Source organism: Amycolatopsis sp. lyj-108 (assembly GCF_046549005.1).
Classification (GTDB): Bacteria; Actinomycetota; Actinomycetes; order Mycobacteriales; family Pseudonocardiaceae; genus Amycolatopsis.
Genome location: NZ_JAJPWQ010000011.1, coordinates 1 through 26,182, shown reverse-complemented (window position 1 = coordinate 26,182; position 26,182 = coordinate 1). Strand labels below are relative to the sequence as shown.

Annotated in this window: 18 protein-coding genes and 2 pseudogenes; 13 read left to right on the top strand and 7 right to left on the bottom strand. The window is 68.1% G+C overall.

From position 1 onward, the window contains the following. The first annotated feature begins 17 nt into the window (after window positions 1-17). Window positions 18-1,226, top strand: coding sequence for a peptidoglycan-binding protein (locus tag ACLJO0_RS32640; RefSeq protein WP_396555412.1), 1,209 nt, complete (start codon window positions 18-20; stop codon window positions 1,224-1,226). 75 nt (window positions 1,227-1,301) lie between these two features. Next, the gene (locus ACLJO0_RS32635; protein WP_125796178.1) at window positions 1,302-1,712 is read left to right on the top strand and encodes a hypothetical protein; all 411 of its coding nucleotides are present in this window, start codon (window positions 1,302-1,304) and stop codon (window positions 1,710-1,712) included. A 220-nt stretch (window positions 1,713-1,932) separates the two neighbouring features. Here the strand turns inward: ACLJO0_RS32635 and ACLJO0_RS32630 are convergent. Next, window positions 1,933-2,885: pseudogene (locus ACLJO0_RS32630) on the bottom strand (glycosyltransferase). Between ACLJO0_RS32630 and ACLJO0_RS32625 the strand changes: the two are divergent. Beyond that, entirely contained in the window at window positions 2,817-2,963 is a 147-nt protein-coding gene (locus ACLJO0_RS32625) for a hypothetical protein (protein ID WP_410583134.1), read from the top strand. The pseudogene ACLJO0_RS32630 and the gene ACLJO0_RS32625 overlap by 69 nt on opposite strands. Before the next feature lie 86 nt (window positions 2,964-3,049). Here the strand turns inward: ACLJO0_RS32625 and ACLJO0_RS32620 are convergent. Beyond that, a pseudogene (locus ACLJO0_RS32620) lies at window positions 3,050-3,538 on the bottom strand (hypothetical protein); the annotation flags it as partial. 561 nt (window positions 3,539-4,099) lie between these two features. Here ACLJO0_RS32620 and ACLJO0_RS32615 point away from each other — a divergent pair. Then, on the top strand, window positions 4,100-4,873 hold the full coding sequence (locus ACLJO0_RS32615) for an AraC family transcriptional regulator (RefSeq protein WP_410582790.1): 774 nt from the start codon (window positions 4,100-4,102) through the stop codon (window positions 4,871-4,873). Window positions 4,874-4,963: 90 nt separating this feature from the next. After that, window positions 4,964-5,689 carry a TetR/AcrR family transcriptional regulator gene (locus ACLJO0_RS32610; RefSeq protein WP_410583127.1) on the top strand — a complete coding sequence of 242 codons (726 nt, stop codon included), beginning with the start codon at window positions 4,964-4,966 and terminating at the stop codon, window positions 5,687-5,689. A 31-nt stretch (window positions 5,690-5,720) separates the two neighbouring features. On the opposite strand, the gene ACLJO0_RS32605 is transcribed toward ACLJO0_RS32610, so the two are convergent. The 5 genes from ACLJO0_RS32605 to ACLJO0_RS32585 are packed head-to-tail and all read right to left on the bottom strand — an operon-like array spanning window position 5,721 to window position 15,229. Continuing rightward, complete coding sequence (locus ACLJO0_RS32605; protein WP_410582788.1) at window positions 5,721-7,385, bottom strand: acyl-CoA carboxylase subunit beta; 1,665 nt, start codon at window positions 7,383-7,385, stop codon at window positions 5,721-5,723. After that, window positions 7,382-8,410 (bottom strand): NAD-dependent epimerase/dehydratase family protein, encoded by a 1,029-nt coding sequence (locus ACLJO0_RS32600; protein ID WP_410582787.1) that lies wholly within the window; start codon window positions 8,408-8,410, stop codon window positions 7,382-7,384. Before ACLJO0_RS32600 ends, ACLJO0_RS32605 begins: the two co-directional genes overlap by 4 nt. A 21-nt stretch (window positions 8,411-8,431) precedes the next feature. Next, the gene (locus tag ACLJO0_RS32595; protein ID WP_410583126.1) at window positions 8,432-8,944 is read right to left on the bottom strand and encodes a flavin reductase family protein; all 513 of its coding nucleotides are present in this window, start codon (window positions 8,942-8,944) and stop codon (window positions 8,432-8,434) included. Window positions 8,945-8,972: 28 nt separating this feature from the next. Beyond that, window positions 8,973-9,440, bottom strand: coding sequence for an acyl-CoA thioesterase (locus tag ACLJO0_RS32590; protein ID WP_410582785.1), 468 nt, complete (start codon window positions 9,438-9,440; stop codon window positions 8,973-8,975). Continuing rightward, window positions 9,440-15,229 carry an SDR family NAD(P)-dependent oxidoreductase gene (locus ACLJO0_RS32585; RefSeq protein ID WP_410582783.1) on the bottom strand — a complete coding sequence of 1,930 codons (5,790 nt, stop codon included), beginning with the start codon at window positions 15,227-15,229 and terminating at the stop codon, window positions 9,440-9,442. Before ACLJO0_RS32585 ends, ACLJO0_RS32590 begins: the two co-directional genes overlap by 1 nt. 448 nt (window positions 15,230-15,677) lie before the next feature. Between ACLJO0_RS32585 and ACLJO0_RS32580 the strand changes: the two genes are divergently transcribed. The 8 genes from ACLJO0_RS32580 to ACLJO0_RS32545 all read left to right on the top strand — a co-directional run bounded on the left by ACLJO0_RS32580 (window position 15,678) and on the right by ACLJO0_RS32545 (window position 25,862). After that, window positions 15,678-16,649 (top strand): hypothetical protein, encoded by a 972-nt coding sequence (locus tag ACLJO0_RS32580; RefSeq protein WP_410582781.1) that lies wholly within the window; start codon window positions 15,678-15,680, stop codon window positions 16,647-16,649. 10 nt (window positions 16,650-16,659) lie between these two features. After that, window positions 16,660-17,646 carry a DUF1702 family protein gene (locus ACLJO0_RS32575; RefSeq protein ID WP_410582780.1) on the top strand — a complete coding sequence of 329 codons (987 nt, stop codon included), beginning with the start codon at window positions 16,660-16,662 and terminating at the stop codon, window positions 17,644-17,646. A 620-nt stretch (window positions 17,647-18,266) separates the two neighbouring features. Beyond that, window positions 18,267-19,283 carry a DUF1702 family protein gene (locus tag ACLJO0_RS32570; RefSeq protein ID WP_410582779.1) on the top strand — a complete coding sequence of 339 codons (1,017 nt, stop codon included), beginning with the start codon at window positions 18,267-18,269 and terminating at the stop codon, window positions 19,281-19,283. Continuing rightward, entirely contained in the window at window positions 19,280-21,226 is a 1,947-nt protein-coding gene (locus ACLJO0_RS32565; RefSeq protein WP_410582778.1) for a CRTAC1 family protein, read from the top strand. The genes ACLJO0_RS32570 and ACLJO0_RS32565 overlap by 4 nt, the downstream gene beginning before the upstream one ends. A gap of 5 nt (window positions 21,227-21,231) precedes the next feature. Next, complete coding sequence (locus tag ACLJO0_RS32560; protein WP_410582777.1) at window positions 21,232-22,272, top strand: enediyne biosynthesis protein; 1,041 nt, start codon at window positions 21,232-21,234, stop codon at window positions 22,270-22,272. Next, window positions 22,269-23,630: a cytochrome P450 gene (locus tag ACLJO0_RS32555; protein ID WP_410582776.1), complete on the top strand. Its 1,362-nt coding sequence runs from the start codon at window positions 22,269-22,271 to the stop codon at window positions 23,628-23,630. The genes ACLJO0_RS32560 and ACLJO0_RS32555 overlap by 4 nt, the downstream gene beginning before the upstream one ends. A gap of 43 nt (window positions 23,631-23,673) precedes the next feature. Beyond that, window positions 23,674-24,228, top strand: coding sequence for a DUF5987 family protein (locus ACLJO0_RS32550; RefSeq protein WP_410582775.1), 555 nt, complete (start codon window positions 23,674-23,676; stop codon window positions 24,226-24,228). Further along, window positions 24,225-25,862 carry an FAD-dependent oxidoreductase gene (locus tag ACLJO0_RS32545; protein WP_410582774.1) on the top strand — a complete coding sequence of 546 codons (1,638 nt, stop codon included), beginning with the start codon at window positions 24,225-24,227 and terminating at the stop codon, window positions 25,860-25,862. Before ACLJO0_RS32550 ends, ACLJO0_RS32545 begins: the two co-directional genes overlap by 4 nt. Window positions 25,863-26,182 lie beyond the last annotated feature (320 nt).

The window sequence follows — 26,182 nt, the reverse complement described above, 5'->3', positions numbered from 1 at the left end:
AGCAGGGGGATTTACCGATGACCACCGCGGAGCGGAATCCGAGCACGCTCGACGACCCGTCGCATGACCGCCCGAAGTCGTTGGACGCCATCGACAAGCATGCCCAGCAGGCGCAGAAGCTGAATTCGAGCGCGGTCAACGACCAGGCGAGGAAGGTCGGCGGGGCGGCCACGAAGGCGAACGACCTCGGAGACGACCTCAAGGTCTTCCGCGACGACGTCCTGCGCAACTGGGAGGGCAAGGACGCCGACGCCGTCGCCGAGCACCTCGAAAAGCTCGGCAAGGCCAGCTACAAGGTCAGCGACAAGGCAGAGGCGGCCAAGAACATCCTCCAGCGGGTCTCCGAGATCCTGGACGAGGTCAAGAAGAAGGTCGCACAGCTCGCACAGGAAGCCAATGACAAGGACTCGGACAACCGCAAGCTGATCGACGCGGCCCGCCGCCGGAAGAACAGCTCGAAAGACGACAACGACATCGCCGCCGCCGCGACGGACATCGAGCGCCTCCGGAAGCTCAACGAAAAAGACTCGAACGGCAAGAAGGACGAGATCGAGAAAGCGCTGGACGACGCCGAGAAGCAGATCGACGACCTCCTCAAGCCGCTCGGCCTCGAGATCGAAGGCGGTTTCATCGAGCTCATCCCCGCCGACGACGGCCAGACCACGGCGTCGAGCGTCAACGCGAAGCCGGTCAACTCCAACGTGGGCAGTGCGCCCAGCTACGGCGGTGGGGACGGCGGCGGCGGTGGTGGCGGAGGCGGCGGTGGCGGTGTCGCCGGAGTGCAGGGCGACGGCAGGCCCGCCAAGCCGATCGACGCGCGGGGCGACAACCCGGCGAAGATCGCCGAGCAGTTCCTCGGCCGCAACGCCGGTGACCTCAAGGGCAGTGGTGAACTGCCCGCCATGCAGTCGTGGGTGCCCAACAACGTCAACTGCGCGAACTTCGTTTCCGGCTGTCTCGAGGCGGCGGGCCTGATCGACAAGGGGCAGGCCAGTGCCTCGGTCGCCGGTCTGTCGGCCAACCTCGAGGCCGACGGCTGGAAGTCGGTGCCGCTCTCCGAAGCGAAACCGGGCGACGTGGTGATCTCGAACAACGGCGGGCACGTCGTGTTGTACGCGGGTGATGGCCAGTTCATCGGCTCGAACAACGTCAACCCCGACGGTTCGCAGAAGATCAGCATGGGCGGCGGTGGCGGCCTCGTGAAGATCCTCACCCCGCCGACCTGATCCGAACCAACGCCAGAGCTTCACCGGGCAAGCTGATGCGGCCGCGTCGCTGTCCCGCCAGTGGGAGGTAGCTTGATGTACACCCCGTCCGCACGACCCGTTCCGGTGTCGCTGAATCCCGGCGACCCGGTCCGGGAAGCGGTACTAGAGGCCGCCACCGCCCGGCTCGACCAGGAGTTCGGCGATCGGGTCCGGGTGGCCGTGGAACAGCTCGACCGGCTCGGCCCCTGGGTGTTCCTGCAGGGGACGATGCGCGGCACCGAAGCCGGTCGTCCGTACTACGCCGGCACCGTCTACGAGAACAAGCGGGACGACGGCGTCATGTCCGACGTCTACGTCGCCCTGCTCAAGAAGAAGAGCGAAACGAACGTCGACGACGACGCGCGGTCTTGGCGGGTGGCCAACTGCGCCATCGGCCCGACCGACGTCGCCTGGCTGACCTGGCCGGACGAGCACGAAGTACCGCAGGAGCTCTTCGGGTTCTGAGGCCCGGTAAGGACGGTTATTGAGGGGTAAGGCCCCTCGCACCTGACCAGGGCTGAAGGCTCCTTTCGCCGCGTCAGACGCGGCGAAGGGAGCCTTCGGCCCACCCACAGGCCCCGCCCACCTGTTTCGGGTCGATAGAGCCTTCACACGTTTCCCAGTACATGAAGGCCCCTTCCTTGCGCCTAGGTACAGGAAGGGGCCTTCATGTACTTCATGTACTTCACGAGGTTCGGGCCCACTGAGGCAGGTCGCGGGCGACCTCGCCGGGGAGGGCATCCGGGCGATTTCCCCGGCGATCGCCCTGGCCGCGTCGCGGCGACCGGTGTTTCCGTGGTGCGGCAGAAGGCTCCGGGCGTGTTGGGTGATCGCTTCCGTGCCGAGTTCGCCGGGCTGGATGCTCAGCGCGGCGCCCGCGGCCACCAGGGCTTCGGCGTTGGCGAACTGGTCGGCTCCCTGGGGGAGGATCAGCTGCCGGACGCCGACGGCGAGCGCGCCGAGGGTCGTGCCGCTGCCGCCGTGGTGCACGACCGCGTCGACGTGCGGCAACAGTTCCGCTTGCGATATCCACGCCCGCACCGTGACGTTGTCCGGCACGGTGCCGAGTTCTTCCGGGCGGACCCGTCCGGTGGCGACCACGATCTGCCCGCCGAGCGGGGCCAAACCCTCGATGACCGTGGTGAGTATCTCCGGCGTGCCGAAAGCGGTGCCGAGCGTCAGGTAGATCAGCGGCCGCGTGGTCCTTTCGACGCGTGGTGCCGGCTCGGAATAGGGCACGGGGCGCAGTTCGACGCGCTCGGCCGTCGTGAGGAAACCCTTGTCCTGCAAGGACGGCGGGCAGATGTCGAGATGTGGCCGGTCGGGCGCGCCGCCGGCCCGCGTTGGCTGCTGGAGCCCGATTCCCTCGGGGATCATGCGGCCGAACCCGTGCCAGAGCCCGGGGATCCCGGCGCGCTCCGCGGCGATCGCCGCTCCCGGCAATCCCCATTCGTGCACGACGAGGTCGGGCCGTAGCCGGGCCAGTTCCGGTTCGAGGTCCTCGGCGTAGATCTCGTAGAACGAATCCGCCGGGCGAAAGGGCTGGAGCCCATTCCTGAGCAGCGGCGGATGGACGTGCTCGCCCGCGGCGAAATGCACTTCGTGCCCGGCGTCCCTGGCGGCGATGGCGAGCGGGATCAGCGGGTAGGTGTGGCCGACAGACGCAAGGCCGGCGAAGAGTACTCGCATGCGGACCAGTTCCGTTCGCTAGGCTGAACTCAGATGATGAGAACATCTGAGTTCAGCCTAGTGGATGCCCGAGTGTGAAAACAGGCGGCCGCCTGTCCTCGCTCCCCTGGTCAGGGCCTGGTCTCCAGCTGCAGGGAACTGTTGGGCACGCCGCAGACCACCGCGCCCTGCTCGCCGGCCGAGTCCGCCTGGCGGGCGCAGGTCCACTTCCCCCGGACGTCGAGCACCCGCTCGCCGGAGCCTTCGGCCCGCGGCAGCTTCTCGTAGTACTCCGCGATCACGGTGAACGCCTCGGTGCAGCCCGGAATGGTGCCGTCGGTGGCGGCCACCGCGATCAGGTCCATCTTCTGCCGTCCGGGCGCGCCGACCTGGCCGCCGTGCTTGCTGCAGTTGACGTCCCCGTTGGAAGACTCGACGGCGCCGGAGCCGCCGGCGGCCGCTCCCTGCCCGCCGCCGTCCGGCATCTGTTCGACGGCCGCGTTCCGCACCGGAGAACCGTTTCCCGCGACATCGTTCCCGCCGCACGCGGAAAGAAGTGCGGTGGCGGCGATCGCTCCGCCCGCGATGGCCAATTTGATCGTCTTCTTCGCCGTGAATTCCATTTTGGCGCCCCTCTCACGTCCTTGTTCGAATCTTTGTCCGGAAGACGTGAGGACCGGAATGGGGTTGCTTCATGGCGTCATTGCGGCGCAGAGTTGCCCGAAGGTTCGCTTCGTCCTGTCCGCACGGGCAGGGTCACGGCCGGCGTCGCAACCTTCCGAGGCGGCAAGTTCTCCGGCCGCTCCTCGGCGCTGGCCCGCCCGTTCCGCCGAATGCCCAAAAGTGCGTCGAATACCGGCTTGTGAACGGAATATTACCGAGTTGATCAAAGGGGTGTACGCTATCCTAGTGGTGAGCGCTAAAGCGGACTACTTCGGTTATGCTCAACTCGACGGCCGAATTCATTGTCGGTAACCACCCGCGAAAATGTCACTCGATCGGCGCAATCTCTCTGCCGAACGGCGGCGGTCTTGCCGCCGAATGGTCGACCCTTCGAGGTCGGGAGTTTGTTAGTGTGTTATTGGCTAAGTACTTAGTGTGATATGCCCACTGTGAGCATTGCCGCCCCCTTTATCGCCTGATATGTTGACTGCCATGACGTAGGGGGTCAGGGGCTGGGGGCTATGGACAAATTCTCAGAGCAAGTCGTGGTCGAGCGTGTGATCGTTTCGATGCAGGAGAATCTTGGCGAGCGCCTGACAGTGGACGATATGGCGCGGAGTGCCATGTTCAGCAAATTCCACTTTACCAGAGTCTTTCAACGGGTGACCGGGGTTTCGCCGGCGCGTTTCCTGTCCGCCATGCGGATCCAGGAAGCGAAGAGGTTGCTCGTTTCCACCGCGTTCACCGTCGCGGATATCAGTTATCAGGTCGGCTACAACAGCCCTGGCACCTTCAGTTCGCGATTCAAGGAGAGCGTCGGGGTTTCGCCCATCGCATACCGGCAATTGCGCGGTTACGCGCCGGTGCCGGCTCAGCGGCGTGGTTCGGAATTGGAGAGCCGGTCGTCGACTCTTCGTGGCGATATGCAGGTATGCGGCGAGGGGGAACGTGGACTGACCTTCGTCGGCCTGTTCCGGGACCCTATTCCGCAGGGCAACCCGGTCAGCTGCAGTGTGCTGTCCGAGCCGGGCGATTTCGTGCTCGAGAACGTGCCGGAAGGAACCTGGTACCTGCTCGCCCAGTCCGTCGCGCCGGGTGCCGAAGAGACCGTGACCGGTTCGATCGGTCCGGACGGCGGGCCGTTCGTCGGTTCGCGTGGTCCGCTCGTCGTGCATCAGGACGTTCCGGTGATCGACGTGGACCTGGACCTGCGGCCTGCCAGGGCGATGGATCCGCCGGTGCTGCTCGCCCTGCTCGACGTGCGTACGGCCGCGCTCCAAGAACGCGCCAGTTGAGTTCGTCCCGTCGCTCGCTCGACGATCTTGCGAACAGTTCACCGCGATCATCGAAGGGTACTAGATGTCGATATTCGGCAGGTCCGTTTCATGAGCCCGCGCAAGTCGGACCCGAAGGCGAAGCGGGCGTTGCTGGAAATCGGAGCCAGGCTCCTGGCCGAGGAGGGGCCGGGAGCCTTGTCGACGCGCCGTGTCGCCGCTGCGGCGGGAAGTTCGACAATGGGGGTCTACACCCATTTCGGCGGCATGCGCGGTCTTGTCCGTGAGATCGTCCACGAGGGCTTCGCCCGGCTTCAGCAACATATGACGAGTGTGTGCAAGACAGCTGATCCGGTGGCCGACATGGCGCTGCTCGGTCGCGCCTACCGGTATACGGCCTTGGCGAATCCGCATCTGTACGCGGTGATGTTCGGCGGTGCCTCGCTCGCCGGTTTCTCGTTGTCCGAAAAAGATCGGCAGCACGGCAGGTACACGTTGTCGAACGTTGTCGAGTGCGTGGGCAGATGCCTTTCCGCCGGTCGTTTCGCCCCGGCCGACGCCGGGCTGGTGGCGCATCAGATGTGGATCGCCACCCATGGGCTGGTGACCCTCGAACTCGGCGATTATCTGCTCAGTCCGTGGGACGCCGATCATTGTTTCGAGGTGCAGCTGGTGGGGTTGATGGTGGGCGCCGGCGACAGCAAGGAGGAGGCGACACGATCCGTTGCCGGATCGCGCGAACGCATGCGCACCGAGTTCCCGGCGGCGGGCTCTGTGCCGAACGGGTCGCATGCCGCCGCCGCGCCTTCGCCCACCGGCTGTCTCTGTGGCTCCTGAACACCGGGGCTCCTGAACACCGGCGCCCTCGTTACAGCGGCACGTTTCCGTGTTTGCGCCGGGCGGGCTGGCGCTGCTTGTCCTTCAGCATCGCCAGCCCCGAGGCCACGGCTGCCCTGGTTCGCGCCGGATCGATGACGTCGTCCACCAGGCCGCGCTCGGCCGCGTAATAGGGGTGGACCAGTTCGTCGAGGTACTCGTCCATCAACGTCTTGCGCAGTGCCGCCGGGTCGGCGGAGTCGGCGAGTTCCTTGCGGAACAGGACGTTCACCGCTCCTTCCGCGCCCATCACCGCGATTTCGTTGGTGGGCCACGCCAGTGACAGGTCGGTGCCGATGGACCGCGAGTCCATCACGATGTACGCGCCGCCGTACGCCTTGCGCAGGATGACCTGGATCCGCGGCACGGTGGCCTCGCAGTAGGCGTAAAGCAGCTTCGCGCCGTGCCGGATCACCCCGGCGTACTCCTGCTCGGTGCCCGGCAGGAAGCCCGGGACGTCGACGAGCGTGACGAGCGGGATCCCGAACGCGTCGCAGAACCGCACGAACCGGGCGGCCTTTTGCGCGGCCTCGATGTCCAGTACCCCGGCCAGCACCAACGGCTGGTTGCCGACCAGTCCGACGACCTCACCGTCGATGCGGGCGAACGCGCAGACGATGTTGGCCGCCCAGCCCTCGTGCAGTTCCAGGAACTCGCCGTCGTCGACCAGTTCGGTGATCACCGACCGTATGTCGTAGGGCTTGTTGGGTTCGGCGGGCACGATTTCGGCCAGTCGCGGGCGGCTGTCGTGCCGCGCGTCCCGCGGCCCGGCGCGGGGTGGCAGGTCGAGGTTGTTGGCGGGCAGCATCGACACCAGATACCGCACGTCGTCCAGGCAGCTCTCCTCGTCGTCGTGGACGAAGGTGGCCACGCCGGAGCGCTTTCCGTGCACGTCGGCGCCGCCGAGTTCGTCATGGCTGACCCGCTCACCGGTCACCGCTTCGACCACGTCCGGACCGGTGAGATAGAGCTTCGCGGTGTCGCGGACCATGAACGTGAAGTCGGCCAGCGCGGGGGAGTAGGCCGCCCCGCCGGCACACGGCCCGAGCACCACGTTGATCTGCGGGACGATCCCCGAGGCGGCCACATGCCTGCGGAAGATCCCGCCGTAGCCGTCGAGCGCCAGCACCCCTTCCTGGATGCGTGCGCCGCCGCTGTCGTTGATCCCGATGATCGGCGAGCCGGTCGACAGCGCGAGGTCCATCACCTTGTGGATCTTCGCGGCGTGCGCGGCGCCGAGCGAACCGCCGAAGATCGTGAAGTCCTGGGCGTACACGAACACCCGGCGGCCGTCGATGGTGCCCGAACCCGCGATCACGCCGTCGGTGTGCGGCCGGTTCTCGCCGATCCTGAACCCGCTCGCGTGGTTACGCCGGTAGAGCTCGATCTCGGTGAAGGAGCCGGGGTCCAGCAGCAGGTCGAGCCGCTCGCGTGCGGTGCGTTTGCCGAGGGCGTGCTGCCGGTCCACGCCCTTGGCGTTGCCGGCCGTCGCCCGCTCGTGGAGCGCGTCGCGCTGCTCGCGCAGCAGGCTCATCGTCCGTTCGGGCGGCGGTGCCGGGGCGGGCGCGGGTTGGGCGCGGCGGTGCCCGTTGACCGGGCGCGGCGGATCCGGCCGGTGGTGGGGCACGGGGATGAAGTCGAACTCCGCGGTACTCATGCCACCGCCTTCGCGATCCGGCCGGACTGCCGGTCGGCGAGCAGTCCCCGTTCGTGCAGCCAGCGCACCGTGTCGCGCATGGAATCGGCCACCGGCCGCGCGGTCACGCCCCCGGTGGGTTCCCCGTGCGCCACCCCGGTCGCGCAGCCGCACAGGTAGATCGCGCCGTACTCGGCCGGGATGTGCCACGGCCACACGCGTTGCAGCGCGCCCGTCAGGCGGCCCACCGGTGTCATCGCCTTGGCGGGGAGGAAGAGCGCGGGCAGCGCCCTGTCGGTCACCTCGCGCAGGGTCCGGACGTAGTCCCGGGTGGACAGATAGGTGCCGGGACCGAAGAACCGGTTTCCCGACAGGATGTCGGCGTCGATCAGGCGAGCGTGCAGACTCGCCGTGTCACGGACGTCTCCCACCGGGAAACCGCCGGCGGGCCAGATCGGCATGAGACCGCGTAAAGCGTTGCGCAGCCGGGCGTTCTGGTCGCCGAGATACGGGTCGTGTGGCCCGATGAGCGCGGACGGATAGGTGATCACGACGGGCGCTCCTTCCCTCTGGTGACGCCGCGCGATCTCCTCGGCGGCGGCCTTGCTCGCGAGATAGGGCTCGCGTGCGGTACCGACCGGCGTATCCGCCCGCAGCGTGCCCGCCGCGGCGGGCAGCATCGCCCCGACCGTGGACACGTGCACGATCCGGCCGACCCCCGCGCGCCGTGCGGCACCGAGCACCACGTCGGTGCCGATTTCGTTGGTGCGCCACATGACGCGTCGTTGCCTGCTGTCGAAGGAGTACACGGCGGCCGCGTGGAGCACGGCGTCGGCGCCGCGCACCAGCGCGGCGACCCGGCGTTCGTCGGTCACGTCCCCGGTGAGCACCTCGATCGTGCTCGTGTCGACGCCGAGCGGTGCCAACGATCTGTCCACAGTGGACGCGTCGCGGACGAGCAGGCGCAGGGAATGGCCTGCCCTGGCGATCGCGGCCACCGAGTGGGAGCCGAGGAATCCGGTCGCGCCGGTCACGCTTACCAGCATCGAACGTCTCCGTTTCACGGGTCAGGCCACCCGATGGAAGGCGCCGGCGTAGAACACCAGCGCCTTCTGGTCGGGGATCCGGCGCGAATCGAGCACCCGGCCGAGGAAGATGGAATGGTCGCCGCCGTCATAGGACTCGGCCAGCTCGCATTCCAGCCAGGCGAGCGAACCGGACAGCAGCGGAGCACCCGTGCGCGGGCCCGGCACCCAGTCCACCGCGTCGAACTGGGCCACCCCGTTCGGGCGGCTCCGGTCGGCGAAGTACCGCGCCAGATGTTCCTGATCGGCGCCGAGCATGGACACCGCGAACGTGCGTGACGACATGATCGCGGCGTGCATCCTCGCGGTACGGCTGATGCAGCACAGCACCAGCGGCGGGTCGAGTGACACCGAGCTGAACGCGTTGGCGGTCATCCCGTGACAGCGCTCGCCGGGCGCGGTCACGACGGTGATCCCGGTGGCGAACTGGGCCATCGCCTCGCGCAGCGAGACCGGCGCCGGATCGGCCGCCTGCCGGAAACCGGCGGTGGACATCGGCACGGACTGCCCGTTGCTGGTCATCTCATCCTCCCGCGGTCATGAGCGCCGCGCGGGCGGCGGACGGCGATTCGGCGTACGGGGCGAGTGCCGCCCGCAGTTCTTCGGGCACCCTGGCCGGGACGGTGTCGGCGTTGGGGCCGCGCATGCACGCGACCCGCTGCCGCCCCTTGGCCACCATGAGCTCGACGCCTTCCTTGAGGTGCACGTAGTCGAAGCTGAACTGGATCTGGGTCTGCGTCAGTTCTTCGAGCCGCATGCGCACCGACAGGTCGTCGAAGGCGGTGATCTCGGCGTAGAACTCGCATTCGACCTTGAGCGTGAACAGCTTCAGGTCGTCCTGGAGTTCGGCCAGCACGCCCGGCGCGCGATCCCGCAGGAACATCTCCCGGCACCGTCCCTGCCAGCGCAGGTAGTTGACGTAGTAGACATTGCCGACGAGGTTCGTCTCCTCGAACCCGACGGTGTGCCGGATCTCGAAATAGCCGGGCATCAGCGCCCCTCCTTGCCGGTCAGTACCGCGAACACGACCGGATCGGGGAGGTCCTCGATCCGGGTCACCCAGGTGGCGATCACCGCGTCCCCGGCGGACAGGGTCACCCACCGGTCGGCGTGGATCTTGTCGACGGTGAGCGCCTGGGTCGTCGCGCCCGCTTTGCGCAGGCATTCCAGCGCGGCCCAGATCCGGGTTCCCGCCACGGACATCTCGTCGCCGAGCAGGCTCAGGACGGACAGTTGCCGCTCGCCGAGCAGTTCGGCCCAGTCCCGTTCGGAGCGGGTGAGTGCCACCTCGACGTCACAGCCGATCCGTCCGGTGCCCGCCAGTGCCAGCGTGAGACCCGCGCCGTGGGCCGCGGAGACCTCGGCGCCGTCGATTTCCGGCTTGCCGTCGGGCCGGTAGCGCACCGATACCGGCTTGTTCAGTGCCCTGCCCAGTGCGAGCGCGGTCTGCGCACGTCGTTCGGAGACGGCCACGGCCTTGGGGTCGGGCTCGACCACGACCGCCCTGCTACCACCGAGCACCCGCTCCAGCGAGCGCTCCAGGTATCCGCTCAGCATGGGCGCGACCCACGGGCCGGCACCGTCGTTCTTGCGGACCGCCCGCAGCGTCAGGCCTTCCCAGCGCTCCAGCAATGAGCCGTCCGGCGTGAACAGGTCGATGTCGTAGGTGTAGCTGTCGCCGTCCTGCACACGCTCCTTCGCGTCGAGCACGACATAGTCGGGCACGTCGTCCGGCGGCATGAGGTGGATCCGCTCGATCCGTTCGGGCAGCAGGGTGGCGTCCGGGACGCAGCATTGCAGCGCGTGCATCGCGGTGTCCCGCGTGCCCGGGTCGGCGAGCACCATCTCCTGCGGCAGGAACGTGTCGAACCAGCCGGTCTGGTGACGGGCGTCGACCTCGGCCACGGCGTGCCGCGCACCGGCCCGCCGGTAGCCGAGCAGTCGCTGGAAACGCTTGCCCTGGAACATGATCCCGCCGTAGAGCTCGGCGGCGGGGTCCACCGGGACCGGAGGCAGCCCGGTCGCGACGGCCGCCGGTTCCCCGGACAGGTCCTGGCGCGGCCAGCGCAGTGTCGCGCGGAAGTGGTCGGCGCCGAAACCGGTCTCCTCACTGCGGATCACCACGTCGACGGTGTCCCCGTCGACGGCGAGCGCGGCGAGGCGGATCGTGGTCGAGCCGTCCGGTCGCACCACGATCGGCCGGAGGAACTCGAGGTTCTCCAGCACCGGGGGACCGTCGTTCCCGGAGAGCGCGATGGCGGCCTGCGTCATCGCCTCCATCCCGATCACCGCCGGGAACAGCAGGTCACCGTCGAGCAGGTGATCCGACAGGTAAGGGTCGCTGCTCTCGGACAGGCCCGCCTCGGTGATCAGTTCGACACCCGGGTAGTGCACGAGAGTGCGGTCCAGGAAGCGTCGCAGCGGAAGCGCCGGACGTCGCATGGCCAGCGTCGGCAGCCCGCCGGTACGCCCGCTCACCACCAGTACCGGTCCCAGTTCCGGGTCGCCGAGCACCTGGCGCAGCACCGCGAGGCCGTTCTCGGTGGAGATGGGGGTGATGCCGTCCCGTTCGAGCGCCTCGACGACACCCAGCCGCTCGCCCATGCCCGCGCCGGACCAGACCGACCACTCCAGTGCGATCGCCCGCGCCCGCGGGTGTTCGGCCTGGAAACGCACGGCCAGTTCGCTCATCCAGTCGTTGGCGGTGGCGTAGTGCGCCTCTCCGCGCAGGCCCGCCCGGCCGATGATGCTGCCGAACGTGATGAGCAGTTTGATCCGGTCCTGATCGACGGCGGCCAGTACCGCGCGCAGCCCGTCGATCTTGGGCGCCAGTGTCGCGCGGAACTTCTCCTCGGTGAGGCTGTACAGCGAGTCCGGCTCGTTGCGGCCCGCGCCGTGCAGGATCGCGGTCACCGGGCCCAGTTCCGCCTCGGCGGCCGTCACCGCGGCGGCGACCTGGCCTGCCGAAGTGACGTCGGCGCGGTGATAGGAGAACCGCACACCGGCGGCTTCGAACCGCTCCAGGTTGGCCGCGAGTTCGGTGTCTTCCGCCGGGTCGGCACGGCCGAGCAGGGCGAGCCTCGCGCCGGAATCCTTGGCGACGGCCAAGGCGCTTTCCGCGGTGATTCCCTTGCCGCCACCGGTCACGAGCAGGACGTCCGTGTCGCCGAGGTTCGACGGCTCGGCGGCGAGCCGGGGCATCGGCCGCAGCACCGGGACCGAGCGCGTGCCGTTCGCGGCGTACCGCACCTCCGCGAAACCTGCGGTGCCCGCCGTCTCGGCCACGACCCGCGTCACCGCCAGCCGGATCTCGTCCGGATCGACCGGCACGACGTCAGCGAGCTCGACGATCGTCGTGGGCGCCGACGGGTCTTCCAGGTGCAGTGTCTTGGCCAGGCCCGAGGCGCCGAGCCCCTGCTGGACGACGACGAACCGGGTGCCGTTCGGCCGGGACACCGCGGCGCGGCCGGCGTCGAGGAACAGCCCGACCTGGTGCTCGTCGCAGTCCGGAGGCAGGCACAGCAGCACACCCTCGCCGAGGCCGGCGGTGGCCAGCGCCGTCCGCAGCGGCTCCGCGAGCGGGTGTCCATCGGGGGCGAACACCGCCCAGTCACTCGTCTCCGTGCCGGCGTGCGGTGCGGCGACGGCACGCGGCTGCTCGGTCCAGGTGACCGCGAACGGGCGCACCCAGGACGCCACCCCCGGTGCCTCTCCCGACGGCTGCCCGGCGTCGTGCGCGGTGTCCGCGAGCTGGTCGATGATCTCGGCCAGTTCACCGAACCGCGCGGTGGCGAAGTTCGGCGTCGCGGTGAGCGGCGGCCTGCCGAGCTCGCGGGTGACCTCGTTGACGATCTGGCCGACGGTGATCGAACTCAGGTGCAGGTCGTCGAGCGGGTGGGTGTCCGGGCCGACGGCTTCCAGCGGAAGCTCGACGCGGTCGGCCGCCAGCCTGCGCAGCAATTCCAGCGTGGAGGTCTTCGTGTCCGTTGCCTCGGTGACGGTGCCCGTCGGGTTCGGCACGTCGGCGGCGACGAGCAGCTCCGCACTGATCTCCGGGGCCGTTTCGCAAGGGCTGGCAAGGAAACTGAACTCGGCCTCCGGCGGCAGCGGTTTCACCGCGCGTCCGGCGTACAGGACGGTGGTGTCGATCGAGGCGCCCGCCGCATACGCGGCACCGACCACGGACAGCAGCGGAGCCAGCGAGGTGTTGTCGGTGTCCATCGACAACACGGGTGTGTCCGGGGAGATCCCGGTCAGCAGTCCGGCGAGGACCCGGCCGGGCCCGACCTCGAGCGCGAGATCCGCGCCCTCGACGGCTTTGGCGGCGGCGGCGTGGAAACGCACCGGCTCGAGCACCTGCTCGCGCAGCAACTCACGCAGGTCGGTGTCGGGGGCGAGGACGTCGCCGGTCACGGTGGACACGACGTTCCCGGTCAGCGGGCGGAAGCCGATCCCGGCGAGCCGCTCGGCCATCGCTCCGGCCGCCGGGGTGACGAAGGGGGAGTGGAACGCGTGGGAGACGTTGATCCTGGTCGCGTTGACACCCGCGGCGACCGCCTTCTTGCAGACCAGATCGACCGCCTCCACGGCGCCGGAGACGACCGTCTGGTCGGGCCCGTTGTAACCGGCGATGACCACGCCGAGCCCGTTCGCCAGGTGCAGCGCCTTCTCCGGGTCGGTGCCGAGGCTCGCCATCGTGCCGCCACCACGGCTGGCACTGGCCATCACCTTGCCGCGGATCGCCGCGAGCTCGAGCAGTTTCGTCCCGTCCATCGCCCCGCCCCAGGACAGCGCGGTGAGCTCACCGAGGCTGTGCCCGACGGCCGCGTTCGCCTCGATGCCGAGGTTGTCCAGCACCCGCAGCGCGGCCACCGAGCCGGCCACGATCCGCGGCTGTGCGACCTCGGTGGCCACCTGGTCGCCGTGGGCGGACACGCCGGCCTCACGGAAGATGCCCTCGGCGATCGGGAACCGGCGCCGGATCGCGCCGACCGCGCCGCGGCCGGAACCCTGACCAGGGAACAGGAAAGTGATCTTCGGTGCTTTGCCGCCCAGTCCCGCGAAGATACCTTCGGAGGCGTTGAAGATCTTGGTCGTTCCCGAGCCGAGCAGTGCGCGGAGTTTGACCAGTTTGCGGACGGCTTCCTCCGGCCCGGTGGCGACGAGCGCCGCACGCATGGGCCGGCCGGAGAGCGATCCGGCGAGAGTGAAGGCCAGGTCGGAAAGTTCGGCGTAGGACAGCTTCGCGACCAGCTCTTCGAGACCCGCGATCTTGTCGCGCAGCGCGTCCGCGTCGGCCGCGTCCAGCAGCAGCACCTCGGCGTCCTGACGGCCGCCGACCAGGTTCGTGGCGCGGTTCGGCAACTCGGTACGGCGCCGCACCCCTGGCGCCTGCTCGATCGCGATATGCGTGTTGATCCCGCCGAAACCCATGGCCGAGACACCGGCGCGGATTTCCTGGTCCTGCGGCCACAGCCGGGCGTCGGCGGGGACGAACATCGTCGCGTCGTCCTCGAGCAGCAACGGATGCGGATCCTGCTGGCCGGTGCCCGGCGGGATGACCTGGTTGTGCACCGAGAGCGCGGCCTTGATCAGCCCGGCGACCCCGGCCGCGGCCTTGGTGTGCCCGAAGTTGCCCTTGACCGAGCTGAGCGCGGCCTTGGGGGCTTCGGGGGCGGCGTCACGGCGGGCGGAGGACAGCGCGGTGATCTCGGTGGCGTCGCCCAGCGCGGTCCCGGTGCCGTGGCCCTCGAAGTAGGAAACCGACCCGACGTCGTAACCCGCCCGGTGGTAGGCACGGGAAATGGCCAGCCGGTGCCCGCTCGCCTCCGGGCGGGTGATGCCGCCCTTGCCGTCCGAGGACACGCCCCAGCCGGTGATCGACGCGTAGATCTTCTTGCCGCGGGCGAGTGCGTCCTGCTCGCGCATCAGCACCACGACGCCGGAGCCCTCGCCGGGCCAGAAGCCGTTGGAGTCCCGGTCGTACACCTTCATGTCCCCGGTGGCCAGCGCGCCGGTCTTGGCGAAACCGATCACCTCGAACGGGTCGATCGAGAGATCCACGCCGCCGGCGAGAGCGACGTCCAGGTCGCCTTCGATGAGGGATTTCGCCGCTGTGACAACGGAAAGCAGGGACGAGGAGCAGGCGCCGTCGACGGTGTACCCGCCCCCGGCGAGGTCGAAGTGGTTGCAGATCCGCCCGGCGATGGTGTTGGCGAGCCCGCCCGCGAGGGTGTCCTCGTCGATCGGCGGGAACGGCGCCTTGTACTTCGGCTCCAGGGTCTGGAGGAACTCGGCGACCGTGCCGTCGTCCCAGCCCTTTTCGGCCAGCGCGGCGGCCACCGTCCGGCGCACGTAAGGCCAGCGCAACCGCATCAGGTTGGCACGGGCGAATTCACCGGTGAGGCTGTTGCCGATGACGACACCGGTGGACTGCTTCGGAAGTCCTTCACCGCCAGGGAAATCGGCGTCGGCGAGCGCCTGTGCCGCGACGTCGAGGGCGAGCCAGTGGGTCATGTCGGTCGATCGGAACGTGCTGCCGGCGACCTTGTACTTCACCCGGTCGAATTCGAAATCACGCAGCACGGCGGCCTTGCTGGAATAGAAGCGATCCGGCGCGGCCGGGTCGGCCGAGAAGTAGTCGGTGTGGTTCATCCGCTCGTCGGGGAGGCGGCGAAACGCCCGGCGACCTGCGAGGACGTTGTCCCACAATTCGTCGGTGGAACTCGCGTCCGGATAGCGTAGGCCGATGCCGACGATTGCTATTCGCGTGTTGCTCATCATTCTCCGGGTCCTCCGCCGATGATGTCGATAAACAGAAAAGCACTCGCCGAATGCGGCACTTATTCGGTGAAAGGATAAACTCGCCAACCTGCTACTCGAGGCTGCCTGTTGACGTCTCCCGGGGCATCTTCGAATGTGCGGTCAGTCGGCCTGTGAGCAGCCGAAACGGCATAACGGCGTGATTTATCGGGGCGGCGTGCAATTCCATGGAAGCGTTATGAATCGGCGACTCCCGGTAGGCTGACCAGGCGGTTACGCTGGTGTCCGACGGAGTGGCCCGGTGATCACGAAGCAGGCCCGCGCCGACGCCGGACGGCGAACCTCGGATATTGAGCACGATCCCGAACATCTTGTCGGAATGTGCGGTCATCCCCTTCGGTGGCGCCTCGCGGGGCGATTGTCGTTTATGTTGTCCGAGGCACAGCTCTCGGTCGAGGGGACGCAGATGGTGCAGCAAAGCGTGAAATCCGTGAAGGTGGGCGACTCGCCCGCGTCATCGGCGTTCGTGCCGGGATACGTTCCCGGCAGACGATGGTTGATCATTTTACTGAGCTGTATCGGCGGATTCCTGCTGACGGTCGTCTGGTCGGCGGAGTTCGTCGACCGGGTCATCGGCGACAACGTGGCCAACACGCTGCTCGGGCACGACGTGAAGGAAACCCCGATCGCCGGGGTCGCCGCGGGGATCATGTTCGCCTTGGTCTCCGGAATCGCCGGCACGTTCACCGCGTGCAATATCGCGGTGTTCGGCGCGATGGCGCCCATGCTGGGCTCGACCGGAAGCAGGTGGACGAGGTTCGCGCAGGCCTTGAAACCGTTGGGCTGGCTGTCGGTCGGGATGATCGCGATCTCGGCCGCCTACGGTGCGGTGGTCGGCTTCGTCGGCACGAAGATGCCCCAATTCGCGACGTCGCCGAACGCGCCGGGCGCCTTGTCCGCGCGCAGTGTCCAGTCGCTGGTGGTGTTCGGGCTGATCGGCCTGATCATGTTCTACTTGGGATTGGCCGCGCTCAAGGTGGTGCCCGACCCGTTCGCGCGTATCTCGCGGCGGTTTCCCCAAGCGCCGATGGTGTTCATGGGAGTGCTGATCGGCGGCTTCCTGATCGGCAGGCCGTTCGCCCTGTTCCGGCAGATGTTCCGTGACGCGGCGGAGAGTCACAACCCGCTCTACGGCGCGGCCGCGTTCGTCCTGCAGTCGGTCGGGAACATCGTGATCATGGCGATCCTGTTCCTGATCCTCGCCACCTTCGCCGGTGGACGGCTCCGGCGGTGGATCGCCGCCAGACCGAGCAGATTGACCGTGCTGATCGCGGTTTCGCTGATCGTGGCCGGCGTGTTCACCGTTCTGTACTGGGATGTCCGCCTGCTGGCACGGCGCGACATCATCCCCTGGTACCCCGTCGCCCCGTGGGGTTGAGGAGCAGACCATGCCCACCGCACTCGGATCCGTTCGCAGGTACGTCCTGACCCCGCAGCTGCGCGACGTGACCTTCGCCAGACGGGGGTTCCCGGCGGCGGCCGCGCCCGCGGCCGGCACCCTCGAGGCGATCCCGCAGGCGGTGCTCTGCGGGTTCGAATGGGGGATCGACGCCAGGGATCAATGGGAGCTGGAGCGCAGGCTCGAACTGGTCCTGCCCGAGCAGCTCGGCTTCGCCTACGAGGGCGCGACCATGGCCTGCACCGTGCTGGACGCCATGCGCGGCGGCCGGGGCACGCGGACACGCGAGCTGCTCGAAGGACCGGGCGCGCCGCATATCTTCCTCGCCTACATCGGGATCGGCTTCGCCATGGCCAGGCTGCCGAGGGCGTTGTGGGGCAAGGTGATCCCGGCACTGAGCTCGTCGCCCTATCACCCGACGATGAGCTGGCTCGCCGTCGACGGCTACGGCTTCGACCGCGCCTACTTCGACACCCGGAAGTGGGTGGACGAGCAGCGGATCCCGAAGCCGTATCCGTGGCAGGGCTGCCCGGAGTACTTCCCGCGAGCGATCGACCAGGGGATCGGGCGGGCGCTGTGGTTCATCAACGGCGCCGTTCCCGAGGCCGTCGCCGAGGCTGTCGGACGCTTCAGTGAGGAACGCGGACCGGACCTGTGGAGCGGGGTCGGTCTCGCGGCGACCTTCGCCGGTGGGTGCCCGCCGGACGGGTTGGCGGACCTCCGCCGCGCGGCCGGGCGCTACCGGCCCGATCTCGCGCTGGGCATGGTGTTCGCGGCCAAAGCCAGGGTCCACGCCGGTTTCGTGCCGGAACACAGTGAGCAGGCCGTCCGCGCGTTCGGCGACCTGACCGTCGACGCGGCCGTGCGGCTGGCCGACGGCACGGCCGTCCACGACGGCGGAAGCCCCGCCGAACCGCCTTATGAGCTGTGGCGGCAGAAGATCCGCGCGCATTTCGCTTCGCTCGACGCCGGCTGAGCTCGGTGCCGGGGGGTCGTGAGTGGCGATTCGGGTTCTAACGGGGAGAAGGTCGAAGGTGTCGTGTTCGTCGGCGAGGCCGAGGCGGGGTGAAGGCTCCCTTCGCCGCGTCCGATGCGACGAAGGACGCTTTCGTCCCTGGTTCCGCGGTGCCCGGCCCGTTCGCCAGGGTGGCGGGCAGAGCGAAGGCGTAATTCGCGTGTTCAGGCACGTAAATCGCGTGCTTGGAGGCGTAACTCGCCGCACTCGGGTGTACGGCGTCTGATCACGCGAGTTACGTCTCCAAGCACGCGAGACTCGTGTCTGATCACGCGTAGGTCAACAAATTCAGCCCCCTTCAGGGACCCAGAGTCCCTCAAGGGGGCCTTCACGGAGCGGTGAGTGTCGCCTCGTCCGGCGGGCATGTCGCGAAAGCCACTTTCGGGACATCCAGCGTCGCGAAAGTGGCTTTCGCGACATGCCCGATCTCACGCCGCGTTCGCCTCGCCTCTCGACCCGCCGTCCACATCGCGACCGGTGAGCGACCCCGTCCCAATGTCCATTGTGGACAGGCTGAACGCTGCACCAGAGCACATTCGGAGTGGCCCGCACCGCCGCCCACCTGTGAAGCTCTCTCTGGGATGAATCGCCGAACGAGGGACATACGGAGGCGGATCACATTGGGGACAGGTTGGCGCGCACTACGACGCCGGGTCTTGACACCGAATGTTTCGGCGACATCGCTGGATGTTCGCGGTTTTCACAAAAAGAACCCGGCCGCTCAGGAAATGCTGGAGAACGTCGGTAAAATGTTCCTCACGGGATACGGGTACGCCGCCGAGGCGCGCACCGTCGAAGAGGCCGCGGAGAACCTGGAAACCGTACCGGCCCGGTTCCGCGGATTCGCGTACGAGGGTGCGGCCATGGCATTCACCGTCCGGGACAGGCTGCCCTTGGGGCCGAGCGGGCTCACCGAGAAATTCCTGGCCGGTCCGGGTGCGCCGCATATCTACATGATCTACGTCGGAATCGGCTGGGCGATGGCGCGGCTGCCGAGGTTCCGCTGGCCGAAGAGCGCGACCACCGATCCGCTGCTGCGCTGGCTCGTGCTGGACGGGTACGGGTTCCATCAGGCCTACTTCCACACCGCGCGCTACGTGCACGAGCAGTACCAGGAGCGGGATTTCCCGTGGCCCGACGGCCGCGCCGGCTATGCCGCCAACGCCATCGACCAGGGGATCGGCCGCGCGATGTGGTTCGTCGGCGGTACCGATGCCGCGCGGGTCACGTCGATGATCGGCAAGTTCCCCGAGTCGCGCAGGGCGGATCTGTACAGCGGGGCCGGGCTCGCCGCGACCTATGCCGGCGGGGCCGACGAGCAGGAGCTGCGCGTGTTCGCGGACCGGGCGGGCCGATTCCGTCCCCAGGTCGCACAGGGCAGCGCGTTCGGCGCGGAAGCGCGGATCCGGGCCGGATTGCTCGTGCCGCACACCGAAACGGCCACTCGGATCCTGTGTGGTTTCTCCGCCGAGAAAGCGGCGCAGATCACCCAGGACCTCCGCCCTGACAAAGTCGTCGACGGCGAATCGCCCGCTTTCGCAGCATGGCGCGATCGTATCGCCGGAGAATTCGTCTCTCTTGGAGGTGTCAGTCAGTGAAGTCTGTAGCCGGCTGGTTGCGCAAGCAACTACCAGGCGTCGTCGCGCTGGTATTGATGGCGGCCATGTTCGTGGTCGCCGAAAAGCCTGCGACCTCCGCCGCCGAGACGGCGAATCTCGCCGGGAAATTCGGGTTCACCCCGGTTTCGATCGCGATGCCGAGCGGTTTCCCGCAAAAGGAGATCCGCAAGGTCAACAAGGATTATCGGCATATCGACGCGTGGATCTCTTCGGTCGGCGCGGCCATCGCGATGAACGACGTCGACGGTGACCGCCTCGCCAACGATCTCTGCGTCACCGATCCGCGGATCGACCAGGTCGTCGTCACCCCGACGCCGGACGCGAAGGCGGACCGGTACGCGCCGTTCGCGCTGTCGCCGGGCCCGCTGCCGATGAACGACCGCATCGCGCCGATGGGCTGCCTGCCGGGCGACTTCAACGAAGACGGCCGGACCGATCTGCTGGTCTACTACTGGGGACGCACCCCGATCGTTTTCCTGGCCAAGCCGGACGCGACCAAGCTCACCCCCGCCGCCTTCACGCCGACCGAACTGGTCCCCGGCAACGGTGGCGCCGAGTACAACGGTCCACAGTGGAACACCAACGCGGTCGCCTTCGACGACTTCGACGGCGACGGGCACGGCGACATCCTCATCACGAACTACTTCCCGCACGGGCCGGTCCTCGACGACCGGGTGTCCGGTGGTGTCGAGATGAACGACTCCATGTCGGCGGCCTACAACGGCGGCGAGGACTACTTCTTCCGCTGGACCGGCGCGACGGCGGGACCGAGCCCGTCGGTGAGTTATCAGCGCATCGACGACGCGCTGCCGGTCGACGTGTCGAAGGGCTGGGAGCTGGGCGCGGCGGCCAACGACCTCGACGGCGACGGCCTTCCGGAGCTCTACCTCGCCAACGACTTCGGGCCGGACAACCTCCTGTACAACCAGTCCACCCCCGGCAAGCTGAAGTTCTCTTTGGTCAAGGACGTGCGTTCGCCGGTCATCCCCAAGTCCAAGCAGGTCGGCATCGACTCGTTCAAGGGCATGGGTGTCGACTTCGGCGATCTCGACGGTGACGGGCTGTACGACATGTTCGTCAGCAACATCACCTCCTCGTGGGGCATCGAGGAGAGCAACTTCCAGTTCATGAACACGGCCAAGGACCAGGCCGACGTGCGGGCCAAGCTCGCCGAGGGAACGCCGCCGTTCGCCGACACCAGCGGTCCTTCGCGCACCGCGTGGTCCGGATGGGGCTGGGACGTCAAGACGGGCGACTTCGACAACGACGGCGCCGTGGAGATCGCGCAGGCGACCGGCTTCGTCAAGGGCCAGGTGAACCGGTGGCCGCAGCTGCAGGAGCTGGCCACGGCCAACGACGGGATCCTGTCCAACCCCGGCGCGTGGCCGAACGTGAACCACGGCGACGACATCGCGGGCAACCAGCGTCTCGCCTTCTACGCCCGCAGCGCCGACGGGACCTACGGCGACATCTCCGGGGCGTTGAAGCTCGACGTCCCGGTGCCGACCCGTGGTATCGCGACCGGTGACTCCGACGGTGACGGCAAGCTCGACTTCGCCGTGGCCCGGCAGTGGGACCAGCCGGTCTTCTACCAGAACGTCGCCAAGAACACCGGTGCCCACCTCGGGCTGCGCCTGTTCCACGAGGCCGCGGCAGGGCAGGCTCCCGGCACGCCGGCGGTCGGCGCCCAGGTGACGGTGACGACCCCGGACGGACGCAAGCTCGTCGGCCGCGTCGACGGTGGCGGCGGCCACTCCGGCAAGCGCAGCAACGAGGTGCACATCGGCCTTGGCGACCTCGACGGCCCGGTCCAGGTCCACCTGAAGTGGCGTGACCGAAGCGGGCAGATCCACGAGCAGGACCTGAAGTTGACCCCTGGCTGGCACACCCTGCAGCTGGGCGCCCAGGCCAAGGAGAAGTGATCGGTATGGCTGACAACACGACGAGCACCGCGGCACCTCCGCGGCACGACCCCAAGGTCACCATCGCGTTGCGCAACTTCGCGATGTCGATCTCGGTGTTCAACATCATCGGCTACGCGCTGCTGGGTTTCGAGCAGCCGTGGATCTGGCCGTTCATCGCGCTGGCCACCGGTTACACCGTGGAGATCGGTCTGGAGGCACTCGCCGCCCGGGTCGACCACCGGGCACCGCGCTACGCGGGCCGGGGTGTTCGCGGGATGGTGGAATTCCTCTACCCGGCGCACATCACCAGTCTCGCCATGAACATGCTGATCTACGTCAACGACCAGGTCTGGGTGCTGATCTTCGGCGTGGTGGTCGCGGTCGGCACGAAGTGGGTCCTGCGCGCCCCGGTGCGGGGCAGGCTGCGGCACTACATGAACCCGTCGAACTTCGGCATCGCCGTGCTGCTGCTGATCTTCCCCTGGGTGAACATCGCGCCGCCGTACCACTTCACCGAGCATGTCTCGGGCTTCGTGGACTGGCTGGTGCCCGCGATCATCATCCTCGGCGGCACCATGCTCAACGGGAAACTCACCGGCCGGATGTGGCTGATCGGCGCGTGGGTGATCACCTTCGCGTTGCAGGCGGTCGTCCGCGGCATCTTCTTCGACACCTCCATTCCCGCCGCGCTGGGCATGATGACCGGTGTCGCCTTCATCCTCTTCACCAACTACATGGTGACCGACCCCGGGACGAGCCCGTCGAAACCGGCTTCACAGATCGCGTTCGGTGCCGGCGTGGCGATCATCTACGGCGTACTGATGGTCGCGCACATCGCGTACGGCATCTTCCTCGCGACGGCGATCGTCTGTCTCGTCCGCGGCTTGTTCCTGTGGGGCCTGCACTTCTCCAACAAGGCCCGCGAGGAGTTCGAGGCGAAGCAACGGGCCGAGGCCGCCACACCGGAGACCAACGGTGACGGCAAGGTGACGGTCTCGCTGACCCCCGCACCGCCGGCGACCCTGGACGGCACGGGCGAGGACAAGAAGGTCGTGCGGACATGACCGTCGCGCCGCAGCGGGCCCGGTCGCTGTCCGGCCCGCCGCGTACCCAGACGTTCGGTCTGCTCAGGAAACTCATCGGTGACCGGCTCGCCCTGATGACCTCGGCGGCCGGCACCTACGGGGACGCATCCCGGATCGCCATCGGGCCGAAGACGCTCTATTTCTTCAACCATCCGGAATATGCGAAGCACGTGCTGGCCGACAACAGTGGCAACTACCACAAGGGAATCGGCCTGGTCCAGGCGAAACGCGCCCTCGGCGACGGTTTGCTGACCAGCGAGGGCGAGCTGTGGCGCAAACAGCGGAAAACGATCCAGCCGGTGTTCCAGCACAAACGCATCGCCGCGCAGGCGGGTGTCGTCGCCGAGGAGGCCGCGAAACTCGTCGGCAGGCTCAAAACGCACGTGGGCGGTGGCCCCGTCGACATCGTCGAAGAGATGACGGGGCTCACCCTCGGCGTGCTCGGGCGCTCCCTGCTCGACGCCGATCTGGGTGCGTTCGACTCGATCGGGCATTCGTTCGAGGCGGTGCAGGACCAGGCGATGTTCGAGATGGTCTCACTGAGCATGGTGCCGACGTGGATCCCGCTGCCCAAGCAGCTGCGGTTCCGCAAGGCGCGCAAGGATCTCGACCGGATCGTCGAGGCACTGGTGGTCGAACGCAAGGCCGATCCACGCGTCGATGGCGACGACGTGCTGACCCGGCTGATCGGTTCGACCAAGGAGGAGCCGCGGCCGGAGGTCGCCAAACGGCGGATGCGGGACGAGCTGGTCACGCTGCTGCTCGCGGGCCACGAGACGACCGCGAGCACGCTGGGCTGGACCTTCCATCTGGTGGACCGCCATCCGGAGGTGTTCGAGCGGCTGCACGCCGAGGCGGTGGACGTGCTCGGCGATCGGCCGCCCGCCTACGAGGATCTGCACCGGTTGACCTACACGACCATGGTCGTCGAAGAGGTCATGCGGCTCTATCCGCCGGTGTGGATCCTCACCAGGCAGGCCCAGCAGGCCGACGAAATCGGCGGCTACCCGGTCCCGGCCGGCGCCGATGTGGTGGTCTGCCCCTACACACTGCACCGGCATCCGGAGTTCTGGGACGACCCCGGGCGGTTTTCGCCGGAACGGTTCTCCGCGGAGAACACGGGCAGCCGTCCGCGGTATGCCTACATTCCCTTCGGGGCCGGTCCCCGGTTCTGTGTCGGCAGCAATCTCGGCATGATGGAAGCGGTGTTCGTGATCGCGATGCTCAGCCGCGAGCTGCGGCTGAAGAAGCGGCCGGGATACGAGGCCGTCGCGGAACCGATGTTGTCGCTGCGTGTTCGCGGTGGCCTGCCCATGACCGTCCACTCGGCACAGTGAATTCCCCCGTAGCACTCCGGTCAGATGACGAGGGTATCGGAATATGGATGATTACCAGCTTCAGACGATGACGCTCGAAGCGTTCGCGGACACCATCATCCCTGGCGAGAAACGAGCACCGGACGACCGGGCGATCGCGGGGGTGTCGGAGGGGGGCGGTGCGGTCGCCGCCGGTGCCATCGAACTGCTCGAGTGGGACGCCACGGGTGTCTCCGAAGGCCTCGGACCGCTGTCGGCCGCGCTCAACGGGCACGCGACGGCCTATGCGCACGAGCTCGGCCTCACGCTGGACGAATCCGTTCCGCCGTTCGTGGCTTTGGCGTTCCCCGACCGGACCGCGCTGGTGGAGCGGCTCACCACGCCGGGCCATCCGGAGAAGGACGGGTGGGTCCTGCTCGCCCTGTTCAGCAACATGGCCTACGACAGCGCCGCGCATATGAGCACGACCGACGCCATCGAACAAGGACATCCCGGTCTGCTCGCGATGGGTTTCGCCGAACCGGAATCCGACGGCCTGTGGCGGTTCCCGAAGTATTCGTACGGCAGGGTGCTGGCGAAGTCGCATCCGGACACCACCGAATCAGGGAGCCTGGCATGAACGCGACCGAGAAGACCGATGTCGTCGTCATCGGCAGCGGATTCGGTGGCGCCATCGCCGCCTACCATCTGGCCGCGGGCGGGGCGAACGTCGTCGTCCTCGAACGCGGGCCCTGGCTTTCCGGTGAGGATTTCGACCACGACTACCTGCTCGGCAAGTCGTACACCCGGGTGTTCGATTTCGTGGCGGGCGACGGGATGAGCGTGCTCGGCGGGAACTGTGTCGGTGGCGGCAGCGTGGTGTACTTCGCCGCGCTGCCGCGGGCACCGCGGTTCGTCTTCGACCGCCACGGCAGTATCGGACGCCGCATGTGGCCCGAGGCCATCAGCCGCGACACGCTGGATCCGTGGTACGACCGGGTCTCGGAAGTGGTGCCGGTCCGCAAGCAGAGCTGGAGCGAGGTCACCTACGCCGGCGGGCTGTGGGCCGCCGCGTGCAACCACTCCGGCCGGACCGCCAACCCGGTCCCGGTCGGGATCGACGCCGCGAAATGCACCAACTGCAACTGGATGATGGCGGGCTGCCGGTTCGACGCCAAGCAGTCGCTGCTGTTCAACTACATTCCCGGCGCGGTCAGCCACGGCGCCGACATCCGCCCGCTCCACGAGGTCCAGCGGATCACCAGGAACGACGACGGTGACTACCGGATCCACTACACTCGCGTCGACGAGGTGGACTACCGGCTCCAGGAACCCGGCGGCGCCATCGACGCCAAGATCGTCGTCCTCGCGGCGGGCGCCGCGGCCACCCCCGTCATTCTGCAACGTTCCGAGCCCGAGCTCGGGCCGATGCCCCACGCGGTCGGCCGGTACTTTTCCGGGAACGGCGAGCGGCTCAACACCGCGCTCATCGACGAAGACCGCGTCGGCGAGGTGCTCGGCCTGTCCCGCGAGGGCGGACTGGCCTACGCCGCGAACCAGATCGGCAAGGGCCCGGTGGTGGCGAACTGGGACAAGCTCGACGGCTCGCGGCCCGAGTACACCCGGTTCTCCTTGGAACAGTTGTACTTCCCGCCGGGGCTCGGCACGATCCTCGCCCAGGCACCGGACGCCACCGGCCCGGCCTGGTTCGGCCTCGCCAAGAAGGAAATGCTCAGTAAGTGGCGGTCATGGCTGACCATCTTCCTGATGACCGAGGACGACAACGAGGGCGTCTTCGGCCCGCCGCCGCCGACCGGCAACGCGTACCGGATCTCCCAGCAGATGCTGGGCCGCGGTTCGCTGCGGTACGACCCGACGCCGAACACCCTGAGCGGCTGGGCGATGGCCGACGCCGAGGTCAAGTCGATCCTGGAGCGCGACGGGCTGGCCAAGGTCATGCCGTGGACCAATGACGTGGTCGGCGCCTACACGGTGCACCCGCTCGCGTCCTGCCGCATCGGCGACGACCCGGCGACCTCGGCCCTCGACGACCGGCACGAACTGCGCGACCACCCCGGGATCTTCGTCACCGACGGCTCCGCGGTTCCCGGCGCGCTCACCGTGAACCCGGCCTTGACGATCGCCGCGCTGGCCGAACGCGCCATTCCCGCGATCGTCGAAGCGGCGCGGGAGCGCGGGGTGCGGGTCGAGTACGGCGCTCCGCTGCCTGCCAGGGTGACGACGACGGCGCCCGTAACGGCCTCCGCGAGTTGAGCCGGATCCGGGTGTTGCGAAAGCCATTTTCGCAACATGGGTGCCAGGGTCTGGCGTCACGGCTGTCCCGGGGACCGCACCTGAGGGTAGTGATGGAGCCCCTCACTACCCTCAGGGTAGGTAAGGAGGCCTTCACGGACCGGTGGCCGAAACGCCACCTTCGCCTGTCCACTGTGGACATCCCCGGTTGCCGGTTCGGCGCACGATGGGACATGACAGCGCACCGGTGGCACCGCCAAGCTATTGAGGGGTATGGCAAAGGTGGCGTGGTCGGTGCCGGGGTCGTGAGTGGCGATTCGGGTTAGAACCCGAATCGCCAC

What these genes read in the sequence shown, in the direction of transcription:
- ACLJO0_RS32605 (WP_410582788.1), bottom strand. Translation starts at nt 7,385, where the DNA reads ATGAGTACCGCGGAGTTCGACTTCATCCCCGTGCCCCACCACCGGCCG.
- ACLJO0_RS32615 (WP_410582790.1), top strand. Translation starts at nt 4,100, where the DNA reads ATGGACAAATTCTCAGAGCAAGTCGTGGTCGAGCGTGTGATCGTTTCG.
- ACLJO0_RS32580 (WP_410582781.1), top strand. Translation starts at nt 15,678, where the DNA reads ATGGTGCAGCAAAGCGTGAAATCCGTGAAGGTGGGCGACTCGCCCGCG.
- ACLJO0_RS32635 (WP_125796178.1), top strand. Translation starts at nt 1,302, where the DNA reads ATGTACACCCCGTCCGCACGACCCGTTCCGGTGTCGCTGAATCCCGGC.
- ACLJO0_RS32575 (WP_410582780.1), top strand. Translation starts at nt 16,660, where the DNA reads ATGCCCACCGCACTCGGATCCGTTCGCAGGTACGTCCTGACCCCGCAG.
- ACLJO0_RS32545 (WP_410582774.1), top strand. Translation starts at nt 24,225, where the DNA reads ATGAACGCGACCGAGAAGACCGATGTCGTCGTCATCGGCAGCGGATTC.
- ACLJO0_RS32590 (WP_410582785.1), bottom strand. Translation starts at nt 9,440, where the DNA reads ATGCCCGGCTATTTCGAGATCCGGCACACCGTCGGGTTCGAGGAGACG.
- ACLJO0_RS32625 (WP_410583134.1), top strand. Translation starts at nt 2,817, where the DNA reads ATGGACGTGCTCGCCCGCGGCGAAATGCACTTCGTGCCCGGCGTCCCT.
- ACLJO0_RS32585 (WP_410582783.1), bottom strand. Translation starts at nt 15,229, where the DNA reads ATGAGCAACACGCGAATAGCAATCGTCGGCATCGGCCTACGCTATCCG.
- ACLJO0_RS32640 (WP_396555412.1), top strand. Translation starts at nt 18, where the DNA reads ATGACCACCGCGGAGCGGAATCCGAGCACGCTCGACGACCCGTCGCAT.
- ACLJO0_RS32560 (WP_410582777.1), top strand. Translation starts at nt 21,232, where the DNA reads ATGGCTGACAACACGACGAGCACCGCGGCACCTCCGCGGCACGACCCC.
- ACLJO0_RS32555 (WP_410582776.1), top strand. Translation starts at nt 22,269, where the DNA reads ATGACCGTCGCGCCGCAGCGGGCCCGGTCGCTGTCCGGCCCGCCGCGT.
- ACLJO0_RS32550 (WP_410582775.1), top strand. Translation starts at nt 23,674, where the DNA reads ATGGATGATTACCAGCTTCAGACGATGACGCTCGAAGCGTTCGCGGAC.
- ACLJO0_RS32570 (WP_410582779.1), top strand. Translation starts at nt 18,267, where the DNA reads ATGAATCGCCGAACGAGGGACATACGGAGGCGGATCACATTGGGGACA.
- ACLJO0_RS32610 (WP_410583127.1), top strand. Translation starts at nt 4,964, where the DNA reads ATGAGCCCGCGCAAGTCGGACCCGAAGGCGAAGCGGGCGTTGCTGGAA.
- ACLJO0_RS32595 (WP_410583126.1), bottom strand. Translation starts at nt 8,944, where the DNA reads ATGTCCACCGCCGGTTTCCGGCAGGCGGCCGATCCGGCGCCGGTCTCG.
- ACLJO0_RS32600 (WP_410582787.1), bottom strand. Translation starts at nt 8,410, where the DNA reads ATGCTGGTAAGCGTGACCGGCGCGACCGGATTCCTCGGCTCCCACTCG.